This is a genomic window from Streptomyces sp. NPDC059861 (genome assembly GCF_042731435.1).
In the GTDB taxonomy this organism is placed as follows: domain Bacteria; phylum Actinomycetota; class Actinomycetes; order Streptomycetales; family Streptomycetaceae; genus Streptomyces.
On sequence record NZ_JBHWJQ010000004.1, the window covers coordinates 236,331 to 261,011 of the forward strand.

Annotated in this window: 6 protein-coding genes; 4 read left to right on the forward strand and 2 right to left on the reverse strand. The window is 73.9% G+C overall.

Annotated elements, in window-relative coordinates:
- Positions 1-14 precede the first annotated feature (14 nt).
- The gene (locus ACFV6X_RS05695) at positions 15-18,893 is read right to left on the reverse strand and encodes an amino acid adenylation domain-containing protein (RefSeq protein ID WP_385378110.1); all 18,879 of its coding nucleotides are present in this window, start codon (positions 18,891-18,893) and stop codon (positions 15-17) included.
- Positions 18,894-19,064: 171 nt separating this feature from the next.
- Here ACFV6X_RS05695 and ACFV6X_RS05700 point away from each other — a divergent pair, with 171 nt between their 5' ends.
- The 3 genes from ACFV6X_RS05700 to ACFV6X_RS05710 all read left to right on the forward strand — a co-directional run bounded on the left by ACFV6X_RS05700 (position 19,065) and on the right by ACFV6X_RS05710 (position 22,166).
- Positions 19,065-20,105: a FecCD family ABC transporter permease gene (locus ACFV6X_RS05700; RefSeq protein ID WP_385378113.1), complete on the forward strand. Its 1,041-nt coding sequence runs from the start codon at positions 19,065-19,067 to the stop codon at positions 20,103-20,105.
- 74 nt (positions 20,106-20,179) lie between these two features.
- Positions 20,180-21,289 carry a FecCD family ABC transporter permease gene (locus ACFV6X_RS05705; protein WP_385378116.1) on the forward strand — a complete coding sequence of 370 codons (1,110 nt, stop codon included), beginning with the start codon at positions 20,180-20,182 and terminating at the stop codon, positions 21,287-21,289.
- 4 nt (positions 21,290-21,293) lie between these two features.
- A complete protein-coding gene (locus tag ACFV6X_RS05710; RefSeq protein WP_385378119.1) occupies positions 21,294-22,166 on the forward strand; it encodes an ABC transporter ATP-binding protein in 873 nt (290 codons plus the stop codon).
- 45 nt (positions 22,167-22,211) lie between these two features.
- On the opposite strand, the gene ACFV6X_RS05715 is transcribed toward ACFV6X_RS05710, so the two are convergent.
- Complete coding sequence (locus ACFV6X_RS05715; protein ID WP_385378122.1) at positions 22,212-23,159, reverse strand: methionyl-tRNA formyltransferase; 948 nt, start codon at positions 23,157-23,159, stop codon at positions 22,212-22,214.
- Positions 23,160-23,279: 120 nt separating this feature from the next.
- Here ACFV6X_RS05715 and ACFV6X_RS05720 point away from each other — a divergent pair, with 120 nt between their 5' ends.
- Positions 23,280-24,623, forward strand: coding sequence for a lysine N(6)-hydroxylase/L-ornithine N(5)-oxygenase family protein (locus ACFV6X_RS05720; RefSeq protein WP_385378125.1), 1,344 nt, complete (start codon positions 23,280-23,282; stop codon positions 24,621-24,623).
- Positions 24,624-24,681: the final 58 nt, after the last annotated feature.

A 24,681-nucleotide genomic window follows, 5' to 3' on the forward strand; every position in this document is an offset into this window, starting at 1 on the left:
CCTCTCCTCATGGTTCACGACCGTGTGTTCCGCTCCGCCCACGCGACGAGCCCTTCCAGCGCCCTGAACCAGGTCTCGGCCAGGTCCTGGACCGTCTCGCGTGGCAGCAGTCCTTCCAGGTAGGACCAGTGGGCGGCCAGCACCGGCCCGTCCGCCCGGTCCTCGGTGACCACGTTGATGCTCAGCGCGTGGCCTTCGCGCATGGCGCCCTCGGGGCCGATGTCGGCCGCGTCCTCCTCGGGCGCGTACGACCAGTCCGTCTCCTCGGGGATGCCGAACCGCCCGAGGTAGTTGAACTCGATCCGGGCCGCCTCGCGGCTCGCGAGCACCTCGCGGGTCCGGGGGTTGAGATGCCGCAGCATGCCGTGCCCGATGCCGCCCGTGGGCAGCGCTGCCAGATGCTCGCGCACCCGTCGTACGGCTTCCCCGGCTGCCGGGCCGCCCGCGAAGGCGTCGGCCGGGTCGACCGGGCCGGGGTCGAGCCGGACCGGGAAGACGCTGGTGAACCAGCCGACCGTACGGGAGAGGTCGACCTCGTCGCCGCCCAGTTCCTCGGTGCGGCCGTGGCCTTCGAGGTCGACCAGGACGGAGGTGTCCGAGCCGCCGTGGCGTCGCCGCCAGTCGGCGAAGGCCAGCGCGAGTGCGGCCAGCAGCACGTCGTTGACGCCGGCCCCGAAGGTGGCGGGCACCGTCGACAGCAGCGGACCTGTGTGCTCGGCGGGCATCCGCAGGACGACCTCCCGCTGGGTGGCGGTCGTGTCGCGGTCAGGGTCCAGCTCGCGGGCGAGCGGGAAGGGTTCCGTACCGCCGTCCAGTACGGCCGTCCACACCGGCAGTTCCGCCTCCCTGGCCGGGTCCTGGGCCAGTTCGGTCAGCAGCCGCGACCAGCGCGCGAAGGATGTCTCGACGGGGGCCAGCCGCGCCGGCCGCCCGGCGGCGACCTGCTGCCAGGCCGTCGCCAGGTCGGGCAGCAGCACCCGCCAGGACACGCCGTCCACCACCAGGTGGTGGGCCATCAGCAGCAGCCGTCCCGGCGCGTCGCCCGCGTCGAACCACACGGCCCTGACCATGGCGCCCGCGTCCGGGTCGAGCAGCGCCCGCGCCGCGTGCGCCTGGTCCCGTACGGTCGCGGCGAGTGCCTCGGCGTCGAGGTCCGCCACGTCCACGCGATCGATCCACGCGGCGGCGTCGACCGCGCCGGCGGGCGGCACGTGCAGCGACCAGTCCTCCGTGGCGTCCGGCGAGGGCCGCACCAGGGTCGCCCGCAGCAGGTCGTGCCGGTCGGCCAGCGCCTGGAGCACGGCGGTCAGGCCGGGCAGGTCCAGCTGCGCGGGGGTGCGCACGAGCGCCGCCTGGTGATAGGTGGCGAACGGGCCGCCCAGTTCGCGCAGCCAGTGCATCACCGGGGTGAGCGGCACGGTTCCGGTGCCGTCGTCCACCGGGCGGGAGCCGTCGCCGGCGGCCTCGGCGACCGTGCTCAGCACGGCGACCGTGCGGTGCCGGAAGACCTGCCGGGGGGTGATGCGGATGCCTGACGCGCGGGCGCGGCCGACGAGCTGCATCGCGACGATGCTGTCACCGCCGAGGGCGAAGAAGTCGTCGTCCACACCGACCTGCTCCAGCCCCAGCACCTCGCCGACGACCGTGCAGAGCAGTTCCTCCATGGGGGTGGCCGGCGCGCGGCCGGAGGACAGGGCGGAGAAGTCCGGCGCGGGCAGCGCGGCACGGTCGAGCTTGCCGTTGGCAAGCTGCGGGAACCGCTCCAGCGTGACCACGGCCGCCGGGACCATGTGGTCCGGGAGCCGGGCGGCGACATGGCCGCGCAGTGCCCCGGGGTCCGGGTCGGTGCCGGGAGCCAGGATCACATAGGCCACCAGGAGCTTGCGCGGACCTTCCTGCCGTACCGTCACCAGTGCCTGGCCGACAGCGGGGTGTGCGGTGAGCGTGGACTCGATCTCGGCCGGTTCGATGCGGAAGCCGCGGATCTTGACCTGGTCGTCGGCGCGGCCGAGGTAGTCGAGGCGCCCGTCGGGGGTCCAGCGGGCCAGGTCGCCGGTGCGGTACAGCCGCCCGCCCGGCTCGCCGAAGGGATCGGCCACGAACCGCTCGGCCGTGAGCCCCGGCGCGCCCAGGTAGCCCCGGGCGAGGCCGCCGCCCGCCAGGTACAGCTCGCCCGTGACGCCGGGCGGCACCGGCTGGAGCAGCCCGTCCAGGACGTAGGCGCGGGTGCCGGCCACCGGCCGTCCCACGAGGGGTCGTTCGCTGTCACGGACCCGCGCCACCAGGGCGTCCACGGTGGACTCCGTCGGCCCGTACAGGTTGAACGCCTCGGTGCCGCGCAGTGCGGCGAGCCGCTGCCACAGCGCCCCCGGTACGGCCTCGCCGCCCACGCCGACGACCGCGAGGGGGCAGTCGTCGCCGTTCAGCAGACCGCTGTCGGCCATCTGCGCGAAGAACGACGGGGTGACCTCCAGGAAGTCGAAGCGGTGCGCGGCGACGGCCGCCGCCAGCAGTTCGGGGTCGCGCCGCACCTCTTCGGACACCACGTGCACACAGTGCCCGTCGAGCAGCCACAGCTGGGGCTGCCAGGAGGCGTCGAAGAAGAAGGACCAGGCGTGGCCCGCCCGCAGGTGCCGCCGCCCGGTGGCCTCGACGGCCGGCCGGTACAGCGTCTCGCGGTGGCTGTGGAAGAGGTGACCGAGACTCTCGTGGGTGACCACGACTCCCTTCGGGCGGCCGGTGGAGCCGGAGGTGTAGATGACGTACGCCGGGTGCCGGGGCGTCAGCGGGGCGGTCCGGTCGGCGTCCGTGAGGTCGGCCGCGTCCTGTGCCGCGATCCGCTCGGCCGTGCCGGGCTCGTCCAGGACGAGGGGCTCGGTGCCGGGCGGCAGGGTGGCGGCCAGGGCGCGGGTGGTGAGCGTCAGTACCGGGCGGGCGTCGGCGAGGACGTCGGCCGTGCGGTCCCTGGGCGCGTCCGGGTCGAGCGGCAGATACGCCGCCCCCGCCTTGTGCACGGCGAGCACGGCCGCCAGGAAGTGCGCGGTGCGCGGCAGCGCGAGGGCGACGTACCGCTCGGGACCCACGCCGTGCCGGACCAGGACGCGGGCCAGCCGGTTGGCCTCCGTGTTGAGCTCGGTGAAGCTGTACTCGACGCCGTCCGAGGCGGCGGCGGGCTGGTCCGGGCACCGGCGGACCGTTTCCTCGAACAGCGCGGGCACGGTGGCCGGCGCGGCGACGTGGGGGCGGCCGTGCCAGCCGCCGCGCAGCCGCGTCTCCTCCTCGGCGTCGAGGATGCCGATGCGGCCGAGCGAGACGCCCGGGTCCGCGGTGACGGCCCGCAGGACGCGCCGGAGGCGGTCAGCGAAGGACTGCGCGGTCGGATGGTCGAACAGTTCGGCGCTGTACTCCAGTACGCCGTCGACGCCACGGCCGTCGGAGCGCTCCACGAAGTCGAAGGAGAGGTCGAACTTCGCCGTGGTCTGCGCCACGTCGTCCCGGTGGGCCCGCAGTCCGGGCAGCCCGGCGTCGTCCCCGCCGGACGCGAGGTACACCACCATCACCTGGAACAGCGGGTTCCGGGCCAGGGACCGGGTGGGGTTGAGCACCTCCACCAGCCGCTCGAAGGGCACGTCCTGGTGGTCGAACGCGGCGAGGTCGGCCTCCCGTACCCGGGCGAGCAGGTCCCGGAAGGAGGGGTCCCCGGAGGTGTCGGTGCGCAGCACCAGGGTGTTGAGGAAGAACCCGACCAGGTCCTCCAGGGCCGCGTCGGTGCGGCCGGAGATGGGGCTGCCGATCGGGATGTCGTGGCCCGCTCCCAGCCTGGTGAGCAGGGTGGCCACGGCCGCCTGGAGCACCATGAACACGCTGACGCCGTTGTCGCGCGCCAACCGGTGCAGTCGCGCCGCCAGTTCCGCGTCCAGCGACAAGTCGGCGGAGCCGCCCCGGTAGCCGGCCTCCAGCGGGCGGGGCCGGTCGACGGGCAGCGCCAGCTCCTCGGGCAGCCCGGTCAGCGCCTGGCGCCAGTGGGCGATCTGGCGCGCGGCCAGGCTGAGCGGGTCCTTCTCGTCGCCGAGGACCTCACGCTGCCACAGCGTGTAGTCGGCGTACTGGACGGGCAGCGGCTCCCAGTCGGGGGCCCGCCCGGCCGTCCGGGCCGCGTAGGCGAGCGCCAGGTCCCGCTTGAGCGGGGCCTCGGACCACTCGTCAGCGGCGATGTGGTGCAGCAGGAGCAGCAGCGTCCACTCCTCCTCGCCGGTGCGGAACACATGGACGCGCAGCGGTGGTTCGCTCTCCAGCCGGAAGCCGTACGCCCCGGCCCGCTCCAGCCGCCCGGGCAGCCGGTCGGCGTCCGTGTCCTCCACCTCGAAGGGGATGTGGACGTCGGCGGCGTCCAGCACCAGCTGATAGGCCCTGCCCTCCTCGTCGGGGAAGACCGTGCGCAGCGTCTCGTGCCGTACCACCAGGTCGTGCACCGCGGCGCGCAGCGCCTCGACGTCCAGTTCACCGGTCAGCCGCCAGGCGGCGGGGATGTTGTACGTCGCGGAGGGGCCCTCCACCTGGTACAGCACCCACAGCCGTTGCTGGGCGGAGGAGAGCGGCAGGCGTTCGGGACGCGGCCGGACCGTCAGGGCGGGGCGGGCGACGGCCTGCTCGTCCGTGATGCGTTCCGCGAGCCGGGCCACGGTGGGCGCGTCGAAGACCGTCCGCAGGGACACCTCGGTGCCGAGCGCGGCCCTGATCCGGGCGGTCAGCCGCATGGCGAGCAGCGAGTGGCCGCCCAGGGCGAAGAAGTCGTCGTCGATGCCGACCTCGGGGACGTCGAGCACCGCGGCGAACACCTCGCACAGCAGGTCCTCGCGGGGTGTGCGGGGCCCGCGTCCCGAGCTGAGCGCGGCGAGGTCCGGCGCGGGCAGCGCCTTTTCGTCGAGCTTGCCGGAGACCGTGCGCGGCAGCGCGGCGACGGTGACGAAGGCCGCCGGGACCATGTGCGCGGGCAGCGTGACGGCGGCGTGGCCGCGCAGTTCCGTGTGGTCGGGCTCGCGGTCCCCGGCCGCGAGGACGTAGGCCACCAGCCTGCGCACGCCCGGGGTGTCCTCGCGCACGACGACGGCGGCGGTCGCCACGTCGGGGTGCCCGGCGAGCAGCGCCTCGATCTCGCCGAGTTCGATGCGGAAGCCGCGCAGCTTGACCTGGCCGTCGGCGCGGCCCAGGAACTCCAGCGCGCCGTCCCGGCGGCGCCGGGCGAGGTCGCCGGTGCGGTACATGCGGCTGCCCGGCGTCCCGAAGGGGTCGGCGGTGAACCGCTCCGCGGTCATGCCGGGCCGGTTCAGATAGCCGCGGGCCAGCCCTTCGCCGGCGAGGTACAGCTCGCCCGTGACGCCCACGGGGACGGGCCGCAGCGCGTGGTCGAGGACGTGGGCGCGGATGTTGCCGACCGGGGCCGCCCAGGAGCCCGACGCGTCGCAGTGCCGGCCGTAGGCGTCGACCGCGCACTCGGTGGGTCCGTACAGGTCGTGGACCGCCACGTCCGACAGCGCGCACAGCCGCTCCCACAGCGCCGTGGGGATCGCCTCACCACCGACCGTGATCACGCCGGGGACGTGGCCGCCGGGGGCGAGGAAGCCGTGGTGGACCAGCTCGCGCATGTAGGTAGGGGTGACGTCGAGGTAGTCGATCCGCTCCCGTCCCAGGTACGCCAGCAGTGCGGCCGGGTCGGCCATGGTGGCCTCGTCGGTCACGTGCAGCTCATGGCCGGCGAGCAGCCAGATCAGCGGCTCCCAGCTGCCGTCGAAGCTGAACGACGCGGCGTGCGCGGCCCGCAGGCCCGTGCGGCCCGCCGCCCGCTCGGCGGGGGCGACGACGTCGTCGCGCTGCACGGCGAAGAGGTTGCTCAGGCCGCGGTGGGTGGCGACGACGCCCTTGGGCCGGCCGGTGGAGCCGGAGGTGAAGATGACGTAGGCGGCGTTCGACGGCGCGGGTGCCACGGGGGCCGGGGCCTCGCCGTCCGTGCCGAGACCGGCCTCGTCGAGCAGCACCGGCACGCAGTCGTGCGGCAGTCTCGGCGCGAGTGCGGCCGTCGTGAGGACGCACAGGGACGCGGTGTCCCGCAGCATGAACTCCAGCCGGTCGGCGGGGTACTCGGGGTCCAGCGGGAGATAGGCGGCCCCCGACTTCAGTACGCCGAGCAGGGCCGGGACCATCAGATGCCGGGGCAGGGCCAGCCCGACGACCGTCTCGGGGCTCGCGCCCCGGCGCAGCAGCAGCCGGGCCACCGCGTCCACCCGCTCCGCCAGCTCACGGAAGCTGAGCCGTTCGTCCCCGGCGACCAGCGCCAGGGCGTCGGGGCGGGCCCGGACGAGCTCGTCCAGGATCTCCGGGACCGAGCGGGTCTCCAGCGGCCTGGCGGTGTCGTTCCACACGCTGGTGGCGGCCGACTCCTCCTCGGCCGTCAGGACGGTCAGCGAGCCCACCGGCCGGGCGGGATCCCGTGCGACCTGCTCCAGCAGACTCACCAGCCGCTCGACGAGCCGGGCGGCCGTGTCCGCGTCGGTGAGGTCGGTGGCGTACTCCAGCAGCAGCGCCATGTCGCGTCCGGCGCCGTGGTCGACGAACGTGAAGTCCAGGTCGAACTTGGCCATGCCGGTGTCCATGTCGAACCACTCGGTGGGCAGCCCGAACAGGTCGGGGTCGCCGTCGGGCCGGTGGTGGTAGCCGAGCATCGCCTGGAACAGCGGGTTGCGGTCGGCGACGCGCGCCGGGTTGACGGCCTCGACCACCCGGTCGAACGGCACGTCCTGGTGCTCGAAGGCGGCGAGCGCGGCTTCCCGTACCCGGCCGAGGAGTTCGGTGAAGGTCGGGTCGCCGGTCAGGTCGGTGCGCAGGACGAGCGTGTTGACGAAGAATCCGACCAGGTCGTCCAGCGCGCTGTCGGTGCGCCCCGCGATCGGCGCGCCGAGCGGGATGTCGTCCCCGGCGCCGAGCCGGTGCAGCAGGGCCGCCGTCGCCGCCTGGAACAGCATGAACATGCTGACCTGATGGCCGGCGGCCAGCTCCCGCAGTGCGGCCGCCGTGGCGTCCGGCAGGTCCAGGCGCACGACGGCGCCCCGGCCGGTGGTCCGGGCCGCGCCGGGGCGGTCCAGCGGCAGCGGGATCTCCCCGGGCAGGTCGCGCAGGGTCCACGTCCAGTAGGCGAGTTGGTCGTCACCGACCTCGGCGAGCAGGCGCTCCTGCCAGAGCGTGTAGTCGGCGTACTGCACCGGCAGGGGCGCCAGGTCGGGCCGCTCGCCGGCGGCGCGGGCCGCGTAGGCGCGGTTCAGGTCGGCCAGGAACGGCCGGTCCGACCACTCGTCGGTGGTGATGTGGTGCAGCACCACCGCCACCACGTGGTCCTCCGCTCCGAGCCGCATGACCTCGGCCCGGACGGGGAGTTCGCCGGCCAGGTCGAAGGGGCGGCGCTGGGCCGCCTCGATCCGCCCGGCGAGTTCCTCCTCGGCGCAGTCGGTCACCCGGACGTCGGGCTCGGCCGCGCCGGGCGCCACCATCCACTGGTACGGCTCGCCGTCCTCCGCCACGAACCTCGTGCGCAGCGCCTCGTGACGGTCCGTCACATCACGCAACGCGGCCCGCAGGGCGTCGATGTCGAGTGCTCCGCGCACCCGGACGACCAGCGGGAAGTTGTAGGCCACACCGCCGCCGGTGATCCGCTCCACCAGCCACAGCCGCCGCTGGGCCGCCGACAGCGCCACCCGTGCGGGACGTTCGGCCGGGGGTACGGGTTCCAGCACCGGCCGGGCGGGCCGTCCCGCCTCCGCGCGCAGCGCCAGCGCCTCGGGGGTCGGGGCCTCGAACAGGTCCCGGATCGCCAGCTCCGCGCCCAGCTCGGTGCGGGCCCGGCTGATCAGCCGGGTGGCCAGCAGCGAATGGCCGCCCAGGTCGAAGAAGTTGTCCTCCGCGCCGGTGCGCGCCAGCCCCAGCACCTCGGCGAACAGACGGCACAGTGCCTCCTCGACGGGTGTGCGCGGCCCACGGCCCTCCGACAGGGCCACCGCCGGCTCGGCGTCCGGCAGTGCCCGCACGTCGAGCTTGCCGTTGTCGTTCATCGGCAGCCGCGGCAGGACCACGAAGGCGGCCGGGACCATGTAGCCGGGCAGCCGCTGCCCCAGGTCCTCGCGCAGCCGGCGGACGAGCGCGCCGTTGCCGCGGGTGGCGGTGGGGGTGTTGGCGTAGGGGGCGGTGCCCCGGTCGTGGCGGGGGCGGTGCAGGCCAGAGGTGCGCCGGGGCTCCGGGCCGCGCACGAACACGGCGTCGAAGTGGCCCGGTTCGTCCGACCAGGTGGTCAGGACCCGGAAGCCGCGCGACTCCCCCAGCCACCGCAGTCGCTCGGGCTCCTCGCCCGCCGGGGCGGGGACGGGCCGTCCGGCGTCCATCGCCCGCGTCGCCGCGAGGTCGTCCGCCGTACGGGCGTCGGGTATGCGGCGGACCCGGAGCAGGTCCACGCCGTCCAGGCGGGCGGCGAGGTCGCCGGTACCGGCCCAGTCCAGGACGGGGGCGTCGTCGACCCGCAGGGCGCCCTCGCCCTCGTACAGCACCACGTCGTAGCGGTACCGGGTCAGTTCGTTGTGGTGCCGTCCGGCCTTGGTGCGCAGTTCGACGCCGACGCCGAGGGTGCTGAACCAGTCGGGGTCGACGAGGAGTTCCTTCTCCAGCGCGAGGCCGCGGTCCACGGCCCGGCGCAGCGAGTCCGGGTCGGTGTCCGCGCCCGCTCGGGCGAGCTGGACGCCCGTCTGGAACACCCGCGCCTGCCGCAGGTCGCGCACGTCACCGAGGAACAGGGCGCCGCCCGGTGCGAGCAGCTTCAGGGCGCCCCGGATCACCTTGTGCAGGTGGTCCAGGCTCGGGAAGTACTGCACGACGGAGTTGATGACGACCGTGTCGAAGAACCCGGTCGGCAGGCCTTCGGTCACCTCGGCCGGCCGGCAGCGCAGTTCGACCTTCCGCGCCAGCTCGGGGTCGGCCTTCAGGTCCTCGCCGATCTTGCGGATCACGGGCTCCGCGAAGTCCGTCGCCCAGTAGGCCTCGGCGTCCGGGGCGAGCCGCGACAGCAGCAGACCGGAGCCGACGCCGATCTCCAGGATCCGCCGCGGCCGCAGCTCGCGGATGCGCTCCACGGTGGCCTCGCGCCACTCGCGCATGTGCTCCACGGGGATGGGGGCGCCGTCGTAGGAGCTGTCCCACCCCGCGAAGTCCTCGGTGAAGACGGCCGTGCCGATCTCGCTGTACTCGGCGGAGTAGATCTCCCGCCACTCGCCGATCTGGTCCCGCTCGGCCGTGCGCAGCGCCTCGGCGTCGGGTTCCGCCGGGACGACGTAGCCCACCAACCGCTTGGTACCGGGGGCGTTGGTGTCGTCGCGGGCGACGACGGCCGCCTGGGACACCTCGGGGTGCTGGGCGAGCACCGTCTCGATCTCGCCGAGCTCCACCCGGTGCCCGCGGATCTTGACCTGGTCGTCGGTACGGCCGAGGAAGTCGAGGTTGCCGTCCGGGCCGCGCCGCACCAGGTCACCGGTGCGGTACATCCGCTCGCCCGGCCGCCCGTACGGGTCGGCCACGAACCGCTCGGCCGTCAGGCCCGGCCGGTCGAGGTAACCGCGGGCCAGGCCCACGCCGGCGATGTACAGCTCGCCCGCGACCCCGTCCGGCACCGGCCGCAGCCAGGCGTCGAGGACACGGGCGCGGGTGGCGCGGATCGGGCGGCCCACGGTGGGGGTGGCGCTGTCGTGGGTGCCGCCGCCGAGGGTGTTGATCGTGTACTCGGTGGGCCCGTACAGGTTGTAGCCGTACGTGCCCTCCGTGTCCCGCAGGGTGTTCCACACCGTCTCGGTGACCGCCTCGCCGCCGAGCAGCACGAGCGGCGGCCGGTGCCCCTCCAGCAGGCCCTCCTCGATGAGGAGATGGGCGTAGGTGGGCGTCACGTTCACCACGTCGACGCGGTGCTCCTCGCAGTAGGCCACCAGCGCGGTGGCGTCACGGCGCAGTTCCTCGTCGCAGACGTGCACCTCGTGGCCCTCGACCAGCCACAGCAGTTCCTCCCAGGACATGTCGAACGCGAACGACACGGTGTGCGCGATGCGCAGCCGCCGCCCGCCCGCCGAGGCGATCGCCGGGGCGAAGATCTCCTTCTGGTGGTTGAGCTGCATGTTCGTCAGGCCGACGTACGGCGTGACCACGCCCTTGGGGCGGCCGGTGGAACCGGACGTGTAGATGACGTACGCGGGGTGGTCGAGGCTGAAGGTGACGTCCACGGCGTCGGCGGACAGACCCGCGAGCTCGGTCGCCACGTCCGGGTCGTCGAGCAGGACGCGCGGGGTGTCGCCCGTCAGGGTCCGTGACACGGCCTCGGTCGACAGCAGGAGCAGCGGGCGGGCGTCGGCCAGCATCAGCGACAGCCGCTCCGCCGGGTGGTCCAGCTCCAGCGGCAGGTACGCGGCCCCGGTGCGCAGCACCGCGAACAGCGCCACCACCATGTCGATCGACCGCGGCAGGCCCAGCGCGACGACCTTCTCGGGACCCGCGCCGCGCGCCAGGAGCAGCCGTGCCATCCGGTTGCAGCGGGCGTCGAGTTCGGCGTACGTGACGGTCTGGGCGCCGAAGAAGAGGGCCGTCGCGTCCGGGGTGCGGGCGGCCTGGGCGGCCAGCATGTCCGCGACCGTCTCGTGCGGCACCGGCTGCCGGTTCGCGCTCTCCTCACGGGCCAGGGTGGCGGTCTCGGCGGGCAGCAGCGGGTCCAGCGAGCCGACGGCGGCGGACGGGTCGGCGACCAGCCGGCCGACCAGGAGCACGAACCGGTCCAGCAGGGCGCGCGCGTAGACGTCGTCCAGCAGGTCCGGACGGTAGGCGAGGGTGACCCGGACCCGCTCGCCCGGGGTGACGACCAGGTTGGCCGGGTAGTGGGTGGCGTCCACGTTGGCGACGGCCGTCGCCCCGTGCCGGTCGCGCAGCTCGGCGAGCCGCTCGTCGGTGTCGGCGTTGCGCAGCACGAACAGCGTGTCGAACAGACGCCGGTGGCCCGTCTCGGCCTGGAGGACGCCGAGGCCCAGGTACTCGAACGGCATCAGCGCGAGGCGCTCGCCCTGGACGCGGCGCAGCAGGTCGAGGACCGGCTCGCGCGGGTCGAAGGCGAGGCGGGCCGGCACGGTGTTGAGGAACATGCCGATGACGTTCTCGACGTCCGGGACCTCGCTGGGACGTCCGGCGACGGTCGTGCCGAACGCGACGTCCGTCCGGCCCGTGACGGCCGCCAGGGCGAGGCCCCAGGCCGCGTTGAGGACCGTGTTCAGGGTGAGGCCGTGGCGGCGGGCGGTGTCGCGCAGCCGGTCCGCCACCTCGGGGGCGAGGACGGCGTCGAGCTGCTCGGGGATCACCGGCTCCAGGCCCCGGTCGGAGACCGTGGGGGCCAGCAGCGTGGGCTCCTCGAACCCGGCCAGGGCGGTCCGCCAGGCGCGGGTGGCCTCCGTGTCGTCCTGGCGCTCGAGCCAGGTCAGGTAGTCGCGGTAGGAGCCGGGCCTGTCGAGTCCCTCGGAGTCTCCCGCGTTCTCGTAGAGGGCGAACAGCTGGTCCAGGAACAGCCAGGCCGACCAGCCGTCCCACAGGGTCAGGTGGCGTCCGATCACCAGGCGGTCGCCGCGGCCGTCCCCGAGCCGCACGAGCAGCATGCGGAACAGCAGCGGGCTGGTCAGGTCGAAGCGCCGGGAGCGCTCCTCGTCCATCAACGCCCGCATCCGGGCGTCCTGTTCGGCCGTCGCCAGTCCGGAGAGGTCGACCTCGGTGAGCGGTATCTCCGCGTCCCGCACGATGAACTGCACCGGCTGGGGCAGGCCTTCGCTGGTGAAGCCGGCGCGCAGGCTGGGGTTGCGGGCGAGCAGGGTGCGGGTGGCGGCCACCAGCCGGGCGGTGTCGACCCGTTCGGCGAAGTCGAAGGACTCGTGGACGGTGTAGACGTCGAGGACGCCGTCGTCGTAGGTGGAGTGGAAGAACAGGCCTTCCTGGAGCGGCGCGAGCGGCCACACGTCCTCGACGCGGCCGGGGGCGAGCCGCTCGACGCGGGCGCGTTCCTCCTCGGTGAGGACGAACGCGGGGGCCGCCTCGGCGGGTTCGGCGCGCTGGTCCACCGTGGCCGCCGCGGCGAGGGCGGCCGGGGTGCGGTGCTCGAAGACGTCGCGCGGGCCGATCGCGAGACCCGCGCGGCGGGCGCGGCTGGAGACGGCGATGGAGGTGATGCTGTCGCCGCCGAGCAGGAAGAAGTCGTCGTCCACGCCGGCGTCGGGGAGTTTCAGCACGGCCGCGAAGATCTCCGTGAGGAGCTGCTCGCGCGGATCACGGGACGCGCGGGCCACGGCCCGTACGGCCTGCGGGGCGGGCAGGGCGGCCCGGTCCAGTTTGCCGCTGGGGGTCAGCGGCAGCGCGTCGAGGAGGACGTAGGCGCCGGGGACCATCGGGGCGGGGAGGGAGCCGGACAGGGCGTCGCGCAGCGCCGTGGCGTCGACGTCGGTGCCGGGCTTCGGCACGACGTAGGCGACGAGTGCGTCGTCCCGTACCGTCACGGCGGCCTGCGCCACCTCGGCCAGGCGCGCCAGCGCGGCCTCGATCTCGCCGGGTTCGACGCGGTTGCCGCGCAGCTTGACCTGCCGGTCGGTGCGGCCCAGGTACTCCAGCACGCCGTCCGCGCGGCGCCGGACCAGGTCTCCGGTGCGGTACATACGGCTGCCGGGCGGGCCGTAGGGGTCGGCGGTGAAGCGTTCGGCGGTCGGCGCCGGGCGGGCGTGGTAGCCGAGCGCCAGCTGCACGCCCGTCAGGTACAGCTCGCCCGGGACCCCGTCGGGCACGGGCCGCAGGCACCGGTCGAGCACTCGCAGGCCGGTGTTCCACACCGGCCGCCCGATGGGCACGGTCGTGCCCGCGTCCCCGTCGTAGGGGTGGTGGGTGACGTCGACGGCGGCCTCGGTCGGGCCGTACAGGTTGTGCAGCGGTACGCCGGTCAGCTCCCGCCAGCGGCTCGCGGCGGCCGTCGGCAGCGCCTCGCCGCTGCTCAGCACGCGGCGCAGGGACGCCGCCCAGGCGGGGTCGGCGGTGACGTCCTCCGACTGGAGGAACGCCTCCAGCATGGACGGCACGAAGTGCATCGTGGTGACGGCCCGCTCGCGTACGAGCGCCGCCAGATAGGCCGGGTCGCGGTGTCCGTCGGGCCGGGCGAGGACCACGGCCGCGCCTTCGAGGAGCGGCCAGAAGAACTCCCAGACGGACACGTCGAAGCTGGACGGGGTCTTCTGGAGCACCCGGTCGTCGGCGCGCAGCCCGTAGGCGGCCTGCATCCAGGCGAGCCGGTTGACGATGGCGCGGTGGGTGACGACCACGCCCTTGGGCAGGCCGGTCGAGCCGGAGGTGTAGATGAGATAGGCGGGGTCGCCGGGACGGGCCGTGCGCCCGGCGACGGGTGCGGCGTCCGTCTCGGGGGCGTCGAGCAGCACGGCCGAGGGCGCCTGCCGGGGCAGCCGGCCGGCGGACGCGGACAGCGTGACCACCGTCGTGGCGCCGGAGTCGGCCAGCATGTGGGCCACCCGGTCGGCCGGGTAGTCCAGGTCGACCGGCAGATAGGCGGCGCCGGACTTCAGCACGCCGATCAGGGCGACCATCAGCTCCGCCGACCTGGGAACCGCGACCGCGACGAACGCGCCGGGGCCCGCTCCACGACCACGCAGCCGGGCCGCCAGCGCCTCGGCGCGGGCGTCGAGTTCGGCGTACGTCAGCACCTCGTCCTCGAACACGACGGCGGTCGCGTCGGGGGTGCGGGCGGCCTGCGCCGCGAACGCCTCGGCCAGGGTGGTGTCCGGGACGGGACGCTCCTCGCCGGCCGGGTGGGCGCGCAGTGCCTCGTCGGGCGACAGCAGTTCGACAGAGGCGGCGGGGCGTGCCGGGTCCTCGGCGATCGCCTCCAGGATGCGGGCGAGCCGGTCACCGAGCGCGCGCACGGCGTCCGCGTCCAGCCGTTCCGTGTGGTGCTTGAGCCGCAGGTCGAGCCGGCGGCCGGGCTTGACGACCAGGGCGAGCGGATAGTGGACGGCGTCGTGGAACGCGTCGCCGGTGATCCGGATGCTGCCCGAGGCGTCCCGCAGGTCGGTCTCGGCGGGATAGTTCTCGAACACCACGAGGGTGTCGAAGAGTTCGCCCCCGCCCGCGTGCCCGGCCAGCCGCTGGATCTCGGCGAGACCCAGGTGCTGGTGGTCGAGGAGGCGGGCCTGCTCGTCCTGGAGGCGGACCAGCAGCTCCCCGAGCGGCTCGCCCGGCGCCCAGCGGAAGCGGGTCGGCAGGGTGTTGATGAAGAGGCCGACCATGGCGGCGATGCCGTCGACCTCGCTGTCCCGGCCGGAGACCGTGGTGCCGAACACCACGTCGTCCCGGCCCGTCAGCCTGCCCAGCAGCAGCCCCCAGGCGGCCTGGACCACCGTGCCGAGGGTGACGCCGTGGGCGCGGGCCCGCTCGGTGAGGCGCGCGGTGGTCGACTCGGGCAGCTCCACGCGGATGTGCGCGGGCCGCACCGGCGCTCCCGTCCCCGGGGCGGCCACGAGCCGGGTGGGCTCGTCGAGCCCGGCGAGGGCGGTGCGCCAGGCGTCGCCGGCCGCGTCACGGTCCTGCTCCGCGAGGCGGCGCAGGAAGGAGCGGTACGGGGTGACGTCGGCGAGGGGCGGCGCGTCGTCCCCGTAGCAGGCCATCAGCTCGCGGTGCAGGACCGGCAGGGACCAGCCGTCGGCGACGATGTGGTGGAACGTCAGGACGAGCCGGCTGCGCAGTTCACCGAGCCGGATCAGGGCGCAGCGCAGCAGCGGCGGCGCGGCCAGGTCGAAGCCCCGGGAACGCTCGTCCTCGGCCACCGCGTCGCCCAGCGCCTCGCGGACCTCGCCGTCCTGTGCCGACAGGTCGATCTCCCGCCACGGCAGCTCGGCGTCCCGGGTGATGATCTGGACGGGCGTGCCGTCCGGGCGCTGGCGGAAGGCGGCCCGCAGCGGCGCGTGCCGGTCCAGCAGGCGCTGCGCGGCGCGGCGCAGGGTGGGGCCGTCGACCGGCCCGGCCAGGTCGAGCACCTGCTGCACCACGTAGGCGTCGCCGTCCGGGCCGCCGCTCAGCGCGTGGAAGAAGAAGCCCTGCTGGAGCGGGGTGAGCGGGAGCAGCTCCGCGACGGGGAGCGGTCGCGTGCCCTGGATCTCGGCGAGTTCGGCCGCGTCGGCGTCGACCAGCGGGTGGTCGGCGGTGTGCTCGTCGGTGCGTTCGACGGCGGCCTTCGCGAGCGCCTCGACCGTGCGGTGCCGGAACACGTCGCGGGTGGTGAGCCGGAGCCCCGCCTCCCGTGCCCGGACCAGCAGCTGGATGGCGGTGATGCTGTCGCCGCCGAGGCCCAGGAAGTCGTCCTCGGCCGTCACGGAGTCGAGCCCGAGCACCCCGGCGTACAGCCCGCAGAGCAGTTTCTCGCGGGCGGTGCGCGGAGGGCGGCCGGAACTCATCGCCGAACGGTCCGGGACCGGCAGCGCCTTGGCGTCGATCTTGCCGCTGGGGGTGACCGGCAGGGTGTGCAGCGGGACGAAGGCCGACGGGACCATGTGGTCGGGCAGCCACTCGGCGGCGTGCGCGCGCAGGCTCCGCATCAGGGCGGTCACGTCGCGGAAGGGGGCGGGGCGGTTGGCGTGCGGGTACGCCCCGGTGGTGCGGTACGGCCCGGACAGCGGGCCGTCGAGGGCGAGGAGCACGTCGAACGCGCCGTCGTCGGCGGCGCCGTTCCAGGTGAGGGCCACGTGGTAGCCGTGCTCGGCGGCCAGGCGGTCGACGTCCTCGGGGTCGACGCCGGGTGCCGCCTCCTGGCCGCTTCCCTCCAGCCGCCTCAGGTCGGCCAGGTCCTCGGCGAGACGGGCGTTGGGCACACCGGTGACCCGCAGCCGCCGTGGCCGCCGCGCCAGCAGCCCGGCCAGGCCGGTGAGACCGCCGACGGCGGCCCAGTGCACCTCGCGCTCGTCCGGAACGCCGGCCGTGGCCGTCGCGGGGCGCAGGACGACGTCGTACCGGTAGCGGCTCAGCTCGTTGTGGTGCGTGGCCCGCTTGATGCGGATGTCGGTGTCGAAGCCGTCCAGCGCGGCGAAGAAGTCGGGGTCGAGCAGGAGTTCGCCCTCCCAGCGGACCGACCGCTCGACGGCCGCGCGCAGGGCGCTCTTGTCCGCCTCCTCCTCGCCCGCCGAGCGCCGGGTCTCGACGGCGGCGCGCAGAGTGCTCAGCAGCCGCAGATTGCGTACGTCACCGACGAAGACGCGTCCACCCGGCGCGAGCAGCGCCGAGATCCGGGTCAGTACGTCGTGGAGGTAGTCGGCGCTCGGGAAGTACTGGGCGACGGAGTTCAGGACGACGGTGTCGAAGTAGCCGGCCGGCAGCCCGTCGGTGTCGTGCGCGGGGCGGGCGCTCAGTTCGACCTTGGCCGCCAGTTCCGGGTCGGCCGCCACCTGGGCGCGCAGGGCGTCGATCGCCTGCTGCGAGAGGTCGGTGCCCCAGTACGCCTCGCAGTCCGGCGCGATCCGGGACAGGATCAGGCCGCTGCCGACGCCGATCTCCAGCACCCGGCGGGCGGTGCCGAGTGCGCGGACGCGCTCGACGGTCGCGTCCCGCCACTCGCGCATCTCCTCGACGGGGATCGGCCGGCCGTCGTACATGCTGTTCCAGCCCGCGAAGTTCTCGCGGAAGCCGGCGGCGTTCTCGCGTGACCCCTCGGATCCGGCGGCGCCGTACAGGAGTTCGTGCAGCTGCTTCCATTCCTCGACCCGCGTGTCCGGGTCGGCGTCGCGCGGCCCGTCCAGTGCGGGTACGACGTAGGCGGCCAGCCGCCGGTCGCCGGGGCGGTCCTCGCGGGCCACCACGGTGACCTGGTCCACGGCCGGGTGGCCGCGCAGCACGGACTCGATCTCGCCGGGCTCGATACGGAAGCCGCGGATCTTGACCTGGGCGTCGGCGCGGCCGAGGAACTCCAGCCGCCCGTCCGCCTTCCAGCGGACCAGGTCGCCGGTGCGGTAGAGGCGTTCGCCGGGCGCGCCGAAGGGGTCGGCGACGAACCGCTCGGCGGTCAGGTCGGGGCGGCCCAGATAGCCGCGCGCGAGACCGGCTCCGCCGAGATAGAGCTCACCCGTGACACCGGCGGGCACCGGCCGCAGGAAGGCGTCGAGGACGTAAGCGCGTGTGCCGGGGTCGGGGACGCCGATCGGCACGATGGAACCGGCCGGGATGTCCGGATCGCACAGACCGAGGGTGGAGTTGGTGGTGGCCTCCGTCGGCCCGTACGCGTTGAACATCATCCGTCCGCGCGCGTAGCGGCCCACCAGCTCGGGGGAGACCCGCTCGGTGCCCGCCAGCAGCGTGGCCGCGGGCGGCAGCCGCACGTCCTCGGGCATGGCGGCGAGCAGCGCGGGCGGCAGGATCATGAAGGTGATGCCGTGGGCGTTCGCGTAGTCGGCGAGCGGCGCGCCGGGCACCCGCCGTTCGGCCGGGACGACGACCAGCCGGCCGCCGGAGAGCAGGCCGAGGCACAGGTCCCAGAAGGCGACGTCGAAGCTGGGCGAGGCGAACTGGAGCACCCGGCTGTGCGGTCCGATGCCGAACCGCTCGCTCTGGGTGGCGACGAGCTTCGCGACGCCGCTGTGGGAGAGGACGACGCCCTTGGGGCGGCCGGTCGAGCCAGAGGTGTAGATGACGTAGGCGGCGTTGAGCGGGGAGACGGGTGCGGCGGGGTCGTCGGCTTCGCACCGGGCCAGTTCGGCCGCGGTGGCGGGCGCGTCGAGTGCGAGCAGCGTCATGCCGTCGCGTTCGGGGAGTTCCCGCGCGGTCTCCTCGGTGGTCACCACGCAGACCGGTGCCGCGTCGCCGAGCATGTATCCGATACGGTCCACCGGGTAGTCGTGGTCGATCGGCAGATAGGCGGCGCCGGACTTGAGGACGGCGACCTCGGCGACGATCAGGTCGGTGGAGCGCGGCAGGGCCAGCGCGACGATGCGTTCGGGGCCGGCGCCGCGCGCGATCAGGGCGTGGGCGAGACGGTTCGCCCGGGCGTCCAGCTCGGCGTAGGTGAGTTCCTCGTCCTCGAAGACCAGGGCGACGGCGTCGGGGCGCGCCCGGACCTGCTCGGCGAACATCGCGGGCCAGGTGAGCGGCGGCACCGTGTGCTCGGTGGCGTTCCAGTCGACGACGACCTGCCGCACCTCGTCGGGGCCCATCAGGTCGAGCCGGGCGACGGGGGTCCCGGGCCGGGCCAGCGCGTCGGCGAGGAGTACCCGGTAGTGGCCGAGCAGCCGCTCCACGGTGGCGCCGTCGAACAGGCGGGGGTCGTACGTCGCCCGCGCCTGGCCCTCGCGCACCTCCAGCACCACGTCGGCGGGAGCGGGCAGGTCGCCGGCGGGGCGGTCCGCCGTCGCGAACACCGTGTTGGCGAACAGGCCGCCGCCGCGCGTCGGCCGGGGCCGCAGTTCGTCGACGAGGAGTTCGGCGGGCACCCGGTGGGTCACCGCCTCCTCCCAGGCCTCCGTCACGCGGCGTACGAGTTCCCCGAAGGTGGGCTCGTGGTCGAGGGAGACCCGCACCGGGAGCCCGTCGTGGCCGACGGTGAGGTCCGGCGCGCCGCTGTAGCGGTGCAGCAGGGCGACGAAAGCCGCGAGCTGCACGGTGTCGGCGGCGTCCGGTACGCCGGCCAGCGTGCGGGACTCCCGTTCCGTTGCCGGCTCCGCCGGATGGGGCCGGTCGGTGGGCAGGGATGTCTCCAGCGGGAGCGGGTTGAGTATCCGCCGCCAGTACGCCAGCACTTCTTCGGAACCGCACACAGCAGCGTGCCTCCCCAGCGGGTCTGTCCCGGCCCTGGGCCGGGGGTCGGCGACATACTAAGGTAAGGGTTACCTTATTCACAGAGTAAGCACATGGTTCACCCAGGGGTGGGATGCCGGGCCGTCTCGCCCTACGCTTGGCTAAGGCAAGCCTCATCAAAGGAAGTTCACGTGGGGACCTCAGCGGTCCGGGCGGCGAAAGGCCCCCGCGCAGTCGCACTGCTCGCGCTCTCCGGCGTGGCGCTCCTGGCGCTGTGCGCCCTCTCCATGGCGTACGGCGCGCTCGCCGTACCCCTCGACCAGGTCTGGGACACGCTCGTCGGCGACGCGCCCAACTCCCGTGTCGAGAACGTGATCTGGTCCGTACGGCTCCCCCGCACCGCCCTCGGCCTCGCCACCGGCGCGGCGCTGGGCCTGTCGGGGGCGCTGATGCAGGCCCTCACCCGCAACCCGCTGGCCGATCCCGGCATCCTGGGCGTCAGCGCGGGCGCCGCCTTCGCCGTCGTGCTGTCCGTCGGCGTCCTCGGCATCGGCACGGTCCACGGCTACATCTGGTTCGCCTTCGCCGGTGCCCTGGTGGCCAGCGTGCTGGTCTATCTCCTGGGCGGGCTGGGGCGGTCCGGATCCACGCCGGTCAAACTGGCCCTGGCCGGCGTCGCCGTGACCTCCCTGCTGTTCTCCCTGACCAGCGCCGTCGCGCTGACCGACCCCGACGCCCTCAACCGTTACCGCTTCTGGTCCGCGGGCTCTCTCGCCGACCAGAACGACGAAGTCCTCGTGCGTGTACTGCCGTTCCTGGTGCTCGGCGCGGTCCTCGCCCTCGCCTGCGCCCCCGCGCTCAACAGCCTCGCTCTCGGAGACGACGTCGCCAAGTCGCTCGGGCTCAGGCTGGGCACGGTCCGCGTCTGCGGGGTGGTCGCCGTCACGCTGCTCACCGGCGGAGCGGTCGCCGTGATCGGCCCGGTGGTCTTCGTCGGCCTGGTCGTCCCGCACATCGCGCGCGTCCTCACCCAGTTCGCCGGCATCGGCCCGGACCATCGCTGGCTGCTGCCCCTGTCGGCGGTGCTCGCCCCCTGCCTGCTGCTCACGGCGGACATCGTCGGCCGGCTGGTCGCCCGCCCGGTCGAGATCCAGGCCGGGATCCTGGTCGCCTTCATCGGAGGCCCGTTCTTCATCGCCCTGGTCCGCCGCCGACGCCTCGCGGAGCTGTGAGCGATGACGCGTCCGCGAGGGGGCCGGGAGCGGCCGCCGGCCCATGACGAACCCACGCACGAAGGTGTGAGCGTATGACGACCGAACTCGTGCCCGGAGCCGGGGGGAAGGACGTGGCGGACCGGATCGCCGTCCCCCGCTCCCCCGGCCGCGTCTCCTTCCGGCTCGGCGTCCCGCCCGTCTCCGGGGTGCTGCGGCCCCGGCTGGTGGCGGTCTGCCTGGTCCTCGCCGCCTGCGCCTTCCTCGCCTTCTCCGTGGAGACCGCGGTCGGGGACATCGGCCTCCCGCTCACCGACGTGATGCGGGCCCTGTTCGGCGCGGGCGACCCCGGCACCCAGCTGATCGTCCATGAACTGCGCCTGCCGCGCGCCCTGGCGGGCCTGCTGGTCGGCATCGCGTTCGGCGTCTCGGGCGCCCTGCTCCAGACCATGACGCTCAACCCGCTCGCCAGCCCCGACATGATGGGCATCACCCAGGGCGCCGGCGCGGCGGTGGTCGCCGGCATCGTCCTCGGCTGGGAGACCGGCCTGAGCACCCAGGCCCTGGGCCTGCTCGGCGCGTTGACGGCCGCGCTGCTGGTCTACGTCCTGGCGTGGAGCCACGGCACCACCGGCTACCGGATCGTCCTCGTCGGCGTCGGCATCGCCTGGATCTGCACCAGCGCCACCGACTACCTCATGGCCCACGGCAGCCGGTTCCAGGCGCAGGCGTCGCTCGGCTGGCTGGTGGGCAACCTCAACGGCCGCACCTGGAAGCAGATCGGCCCGCTCGCCGTGACCATGGCCCTGCTGGTGCCCGCGGCCCTGCTGCTGGGGCGGCAGATGCGGACCCTGCAACTCGGCGACGACGTCGCGCGGGGCCTGGGGACCCGCGTCCAGACCGTCCGGGTGGCCGTGCTGCTCGTCTCCGTGGCACTCGTGGCCTTCGGCACGGCGACCGCCGGGCCGGTCGCGTTCGTGGCGCTCGCCGCGCCCCAGGTCGCCCAGCGCCTGGCCGGTACCGCCGTCCCGCCGCCCGTGGCCGCCGGCCTGACCGGCGCCGTGATGGTGCTCGTGTCCGACCTGATCGCCCGGAAGCTGATCCCGGACACGGAACTCCCAGTGGGGATCGTCACGGGCGTCCTGGGCGCCCCCGTACTGCTGTGGCTGCTCGTCCGCGCCAACCGCGCCGGTTCAGGAGGCTGAAGACGTGTCATCGAAGCACGAGGTGTACGGAGGTCCCGCCGAGGGGCCCGACCTGCGCGCCGAGGGCCTGCGCCTGGCGTACGACGACCGGGTGGTCGTCGAGGACCTCGACGTGGTGATCCCCTCCGGCCGGATCACGGCGATCGTCGGCGCGAACGCGTGCGGCAAGTCGACCCTGCTGCGGGCGCTGGCCCGGCTGCTGACTCCCAAGTCGGGGGCCGTGCACCTCGACGGGCGCTCGGTGCACTCGATACCCACCCGCGCCCTGGCGCAGCGGCTCGGCATCCTGCCGCAGACGCCGGTCGCGCCCGAGGGGCTGACCGTCGTCGACCTGGTGGGGCGCGGGCGTTCACCGCACCAGACGTGGTGGCGGCAGTGGTCGGCCGCCGACGAGGAGGCCGTGCACGACGCGCTGCGGGCCACGGCGATGACGGACCTCGCGCACCGGCCCGTCGACGCGCTCTCGGGCGGTCAGCGCCAGCGGGCCTGGATCGCCATGGCGGTCGCGCAGGGCACCCCGGTGATGCTGCTGGACGAGCCGACGACGTATCTGGACCTGGCGCACCAGATCGACGTCCTCGACCTGATCACCGACCTGAACCGGCATCAGGGCCGCACCGTCGTGATGGTGCTGCACGACCTCAACCAGGCGTCCCGGTACGCCGATCACGTCGTCGCGATGAAGGCGGGCCGGGTCGTGGGCGAGGGCGCGCCCGCCGACGTCGTCACCGCCGCGATGGTGGAGGAGGTCTTCGGGCTGCGCTGCCTGGTCGGCGAGGACCCCGTCAGCCGGACGCCGATGGTCGTCCCCATGGGCCGCCACCACGAGGGCGCCCAGGACACCGCCCCCGTCGCCGTGCCGGGCGCGGCCGGCTGACGTGGGGCGGACCGGCGGCGTCGCCGGCGCGCCCCACGGGCGCCGCTAGGGATGGGGCGTCAGATAGCCGCCCATGGTGCGGAAGTAGTCGGTGGCGGCGTGCTCGGTGCCGTCCGCGGTGCGCACCCGCCTGACCACCAGACCGGGCAGCCGCCCGGACCGCGCCCCCGCGCCGGCGACGACGACGACCCCGTCGCCCTCACGGATGAAGATCCGCCCCGGCGTGCCCCCGTAGCGGCCCTCGGAGACGGCGGCCGAGACGATCCGGATCCGTTCGCCGCGGTGATGGGTGAAGGCGTTCGGGTACGGGTCCGACTGGGCCCGTACGAACCGCTCCAGGTCCTCGGCGGGCCAGCTCCAGTCGATCCGGCTGTCCTCCAGGGACCGCTTGTGGAAGAAGCTGGAGCGGGAGCGGTCCTGCGGCGTCCACACCGCCTTGCCGGAGGCGATGAGATCCAGGGCGTCGGTCACGATGGGGCCGATCAGGTCGACCGTGCGGTGGAACAGGTCGGTCGCGGTGTCGGTGGCGCCGACCGGCACCGCGCGCTGGAGCAGGATGTCGCCCATGTCGAGCTCGGCGTCCATGCGGTGCGCGGTGACCCCGACCTGCTTCTCGCCGTTGATGAGCGCCCAGATCAGCGGCGAGAAGCCGGCGTAGGAAGGCAGCAGTGAGTCATGGACGTTGAGCGTGCCGTGCGGCGGCAGCTCGAAGATCTCCGGGGGCAGCCAGGTGCGCCAGTTGTTGGCCACGATGATGTCCGGCTCGGCTTCCTTGAGCGCGCGCAGGAGTTCGTCGTCGCCCGGCCGGTTGCGCAACAGCACGGGCACACCGTGCTGTTCGGCGAGGTCGGCGACCGAATCACTCCAGATCCTCTCGTACGCGTGGTCGCTCTTGGGGTGGGTGACGACCAGGACCACCTCGTGGTCGGAGGCGAGCAGAGCCCGCAGCGTGCGGTGCCCCCACGTCTGATAGCCGAACATGACGACCCGCATATAGGCCTCCTCAGGCATTGCTAGGTAAGGCTAACCTTATCTAGCATGTGCCTGCTTGGGGGAGGCCGTGTTCCAACTTTGGGAACACCGTGTCCCCCCTTCATGGGAGGCGATGAAGCGGTGACGACACTGCAGAGCGAGCCGGATGACGTCCACGACCTTCTGGGCATCGGCTTCGGACCGTCCAACCTCGCACTGGCGATCGCGCTTCAGGAGCACGGCGCGACGCCGGGCGAAGGGGGCGGGATCCGGGCGCTGTTCCTCGAGAAACAACCTCGATTCGGCTGGCATCGCGGCATGCTCATCGACGACGCGACCATGCAGGTGTCCTTCCTCAAGGACCTGGTCACGATGCGCGACCCCACCAGTGACTTCAGTTTCCTGTGCTACCTGCGTGAGCGCGGCAGGCTGGTCGACTTCCTCAACCAGAAGACGCTCTTCCCGCTGCGCATCGAGTTCCACGACTACTTCGAGTGGGCGGCGAGCCGCGTCGCGCCGCTCGTCGAGTACTCCGCGGAGGTCGTCTCCGTACGGCCCGTCACCGAGGGCGGCGAGGTCCGCTGGTTCGACGTCACCGCCCGCGACCCCGCCCACCCGGAGCGGCTGACGGTCCGTCGGGCCCGCAACGTCTGTGTGGCCACCGGCCTGGAGCCGCATCTGCCGCCCGGCGCCGAGCGGTCCGGACGGGTCTGGCACAACAGCGAGTTGCTGCCCCGTGTGGACCAGCTCGTGGCCTCCGCGACGCCCGTACGCCGCGCCGTCGTGCTCGGTGCCGGGCAGAGCGCCGCCGAGGCCGTGGACTACCTCCACCGCACGTTCCCCCACGCCGAGGTCTGCTCGGTGTTCGCCAAGTACGGCTACACCCCGGCCGACGACAGCCCGTTCGCCAACCGGATCTTCGACCCCGAGGCCGTCGACCTGTACTACGGCGCGCCCCGCGAGGTGAAGCAGTCGCTGTTCGAGTACCACCGCGGCACCAACTACTCCGTGGTCGACATAGAGTTGATCGAGGCCCTGTCCCGGACGATGTACCAGGAGAAGGTCCAGGGAACGCAGCGGCTGCGGATGATGAACGTCTCCCGCATCCGCGAGGTCGAGGACGGCGCGGACGCCGTGAAGGTGACGGTGGAGTTCCTGCCCACCGGCGAACGTGAGGTCATCGCCTCGGACCTGCTCGTGTACGCGACGGGCTACCAGCCGCAGGGCATCGGCGACAACCTCGGCGAGCTGGCCAAACTCTGTGTACGCGACGAGGAGGACACCCTTGAGGTCGGCCGTGACCACCGGGTGGTGACCACGTCGAACGTCACCGCCGGCATCTACCTCCAGGGCGGCACCGAGCACACCCACGGCCTCACCTCCACCCTGCTGTCCACCACAGCGGTCCGGGCCGGGGAGATCCTCACCTCGCTGCTGGCCCGGCACGGCGCGGACACCGCGAGCGCGGAGCGCGTGCGGGGCTAGGAAGAAGGTCCTCCACGCGACCGGCCTCGGTGCGGTGGACGGCCCAGCCGTCCACCCC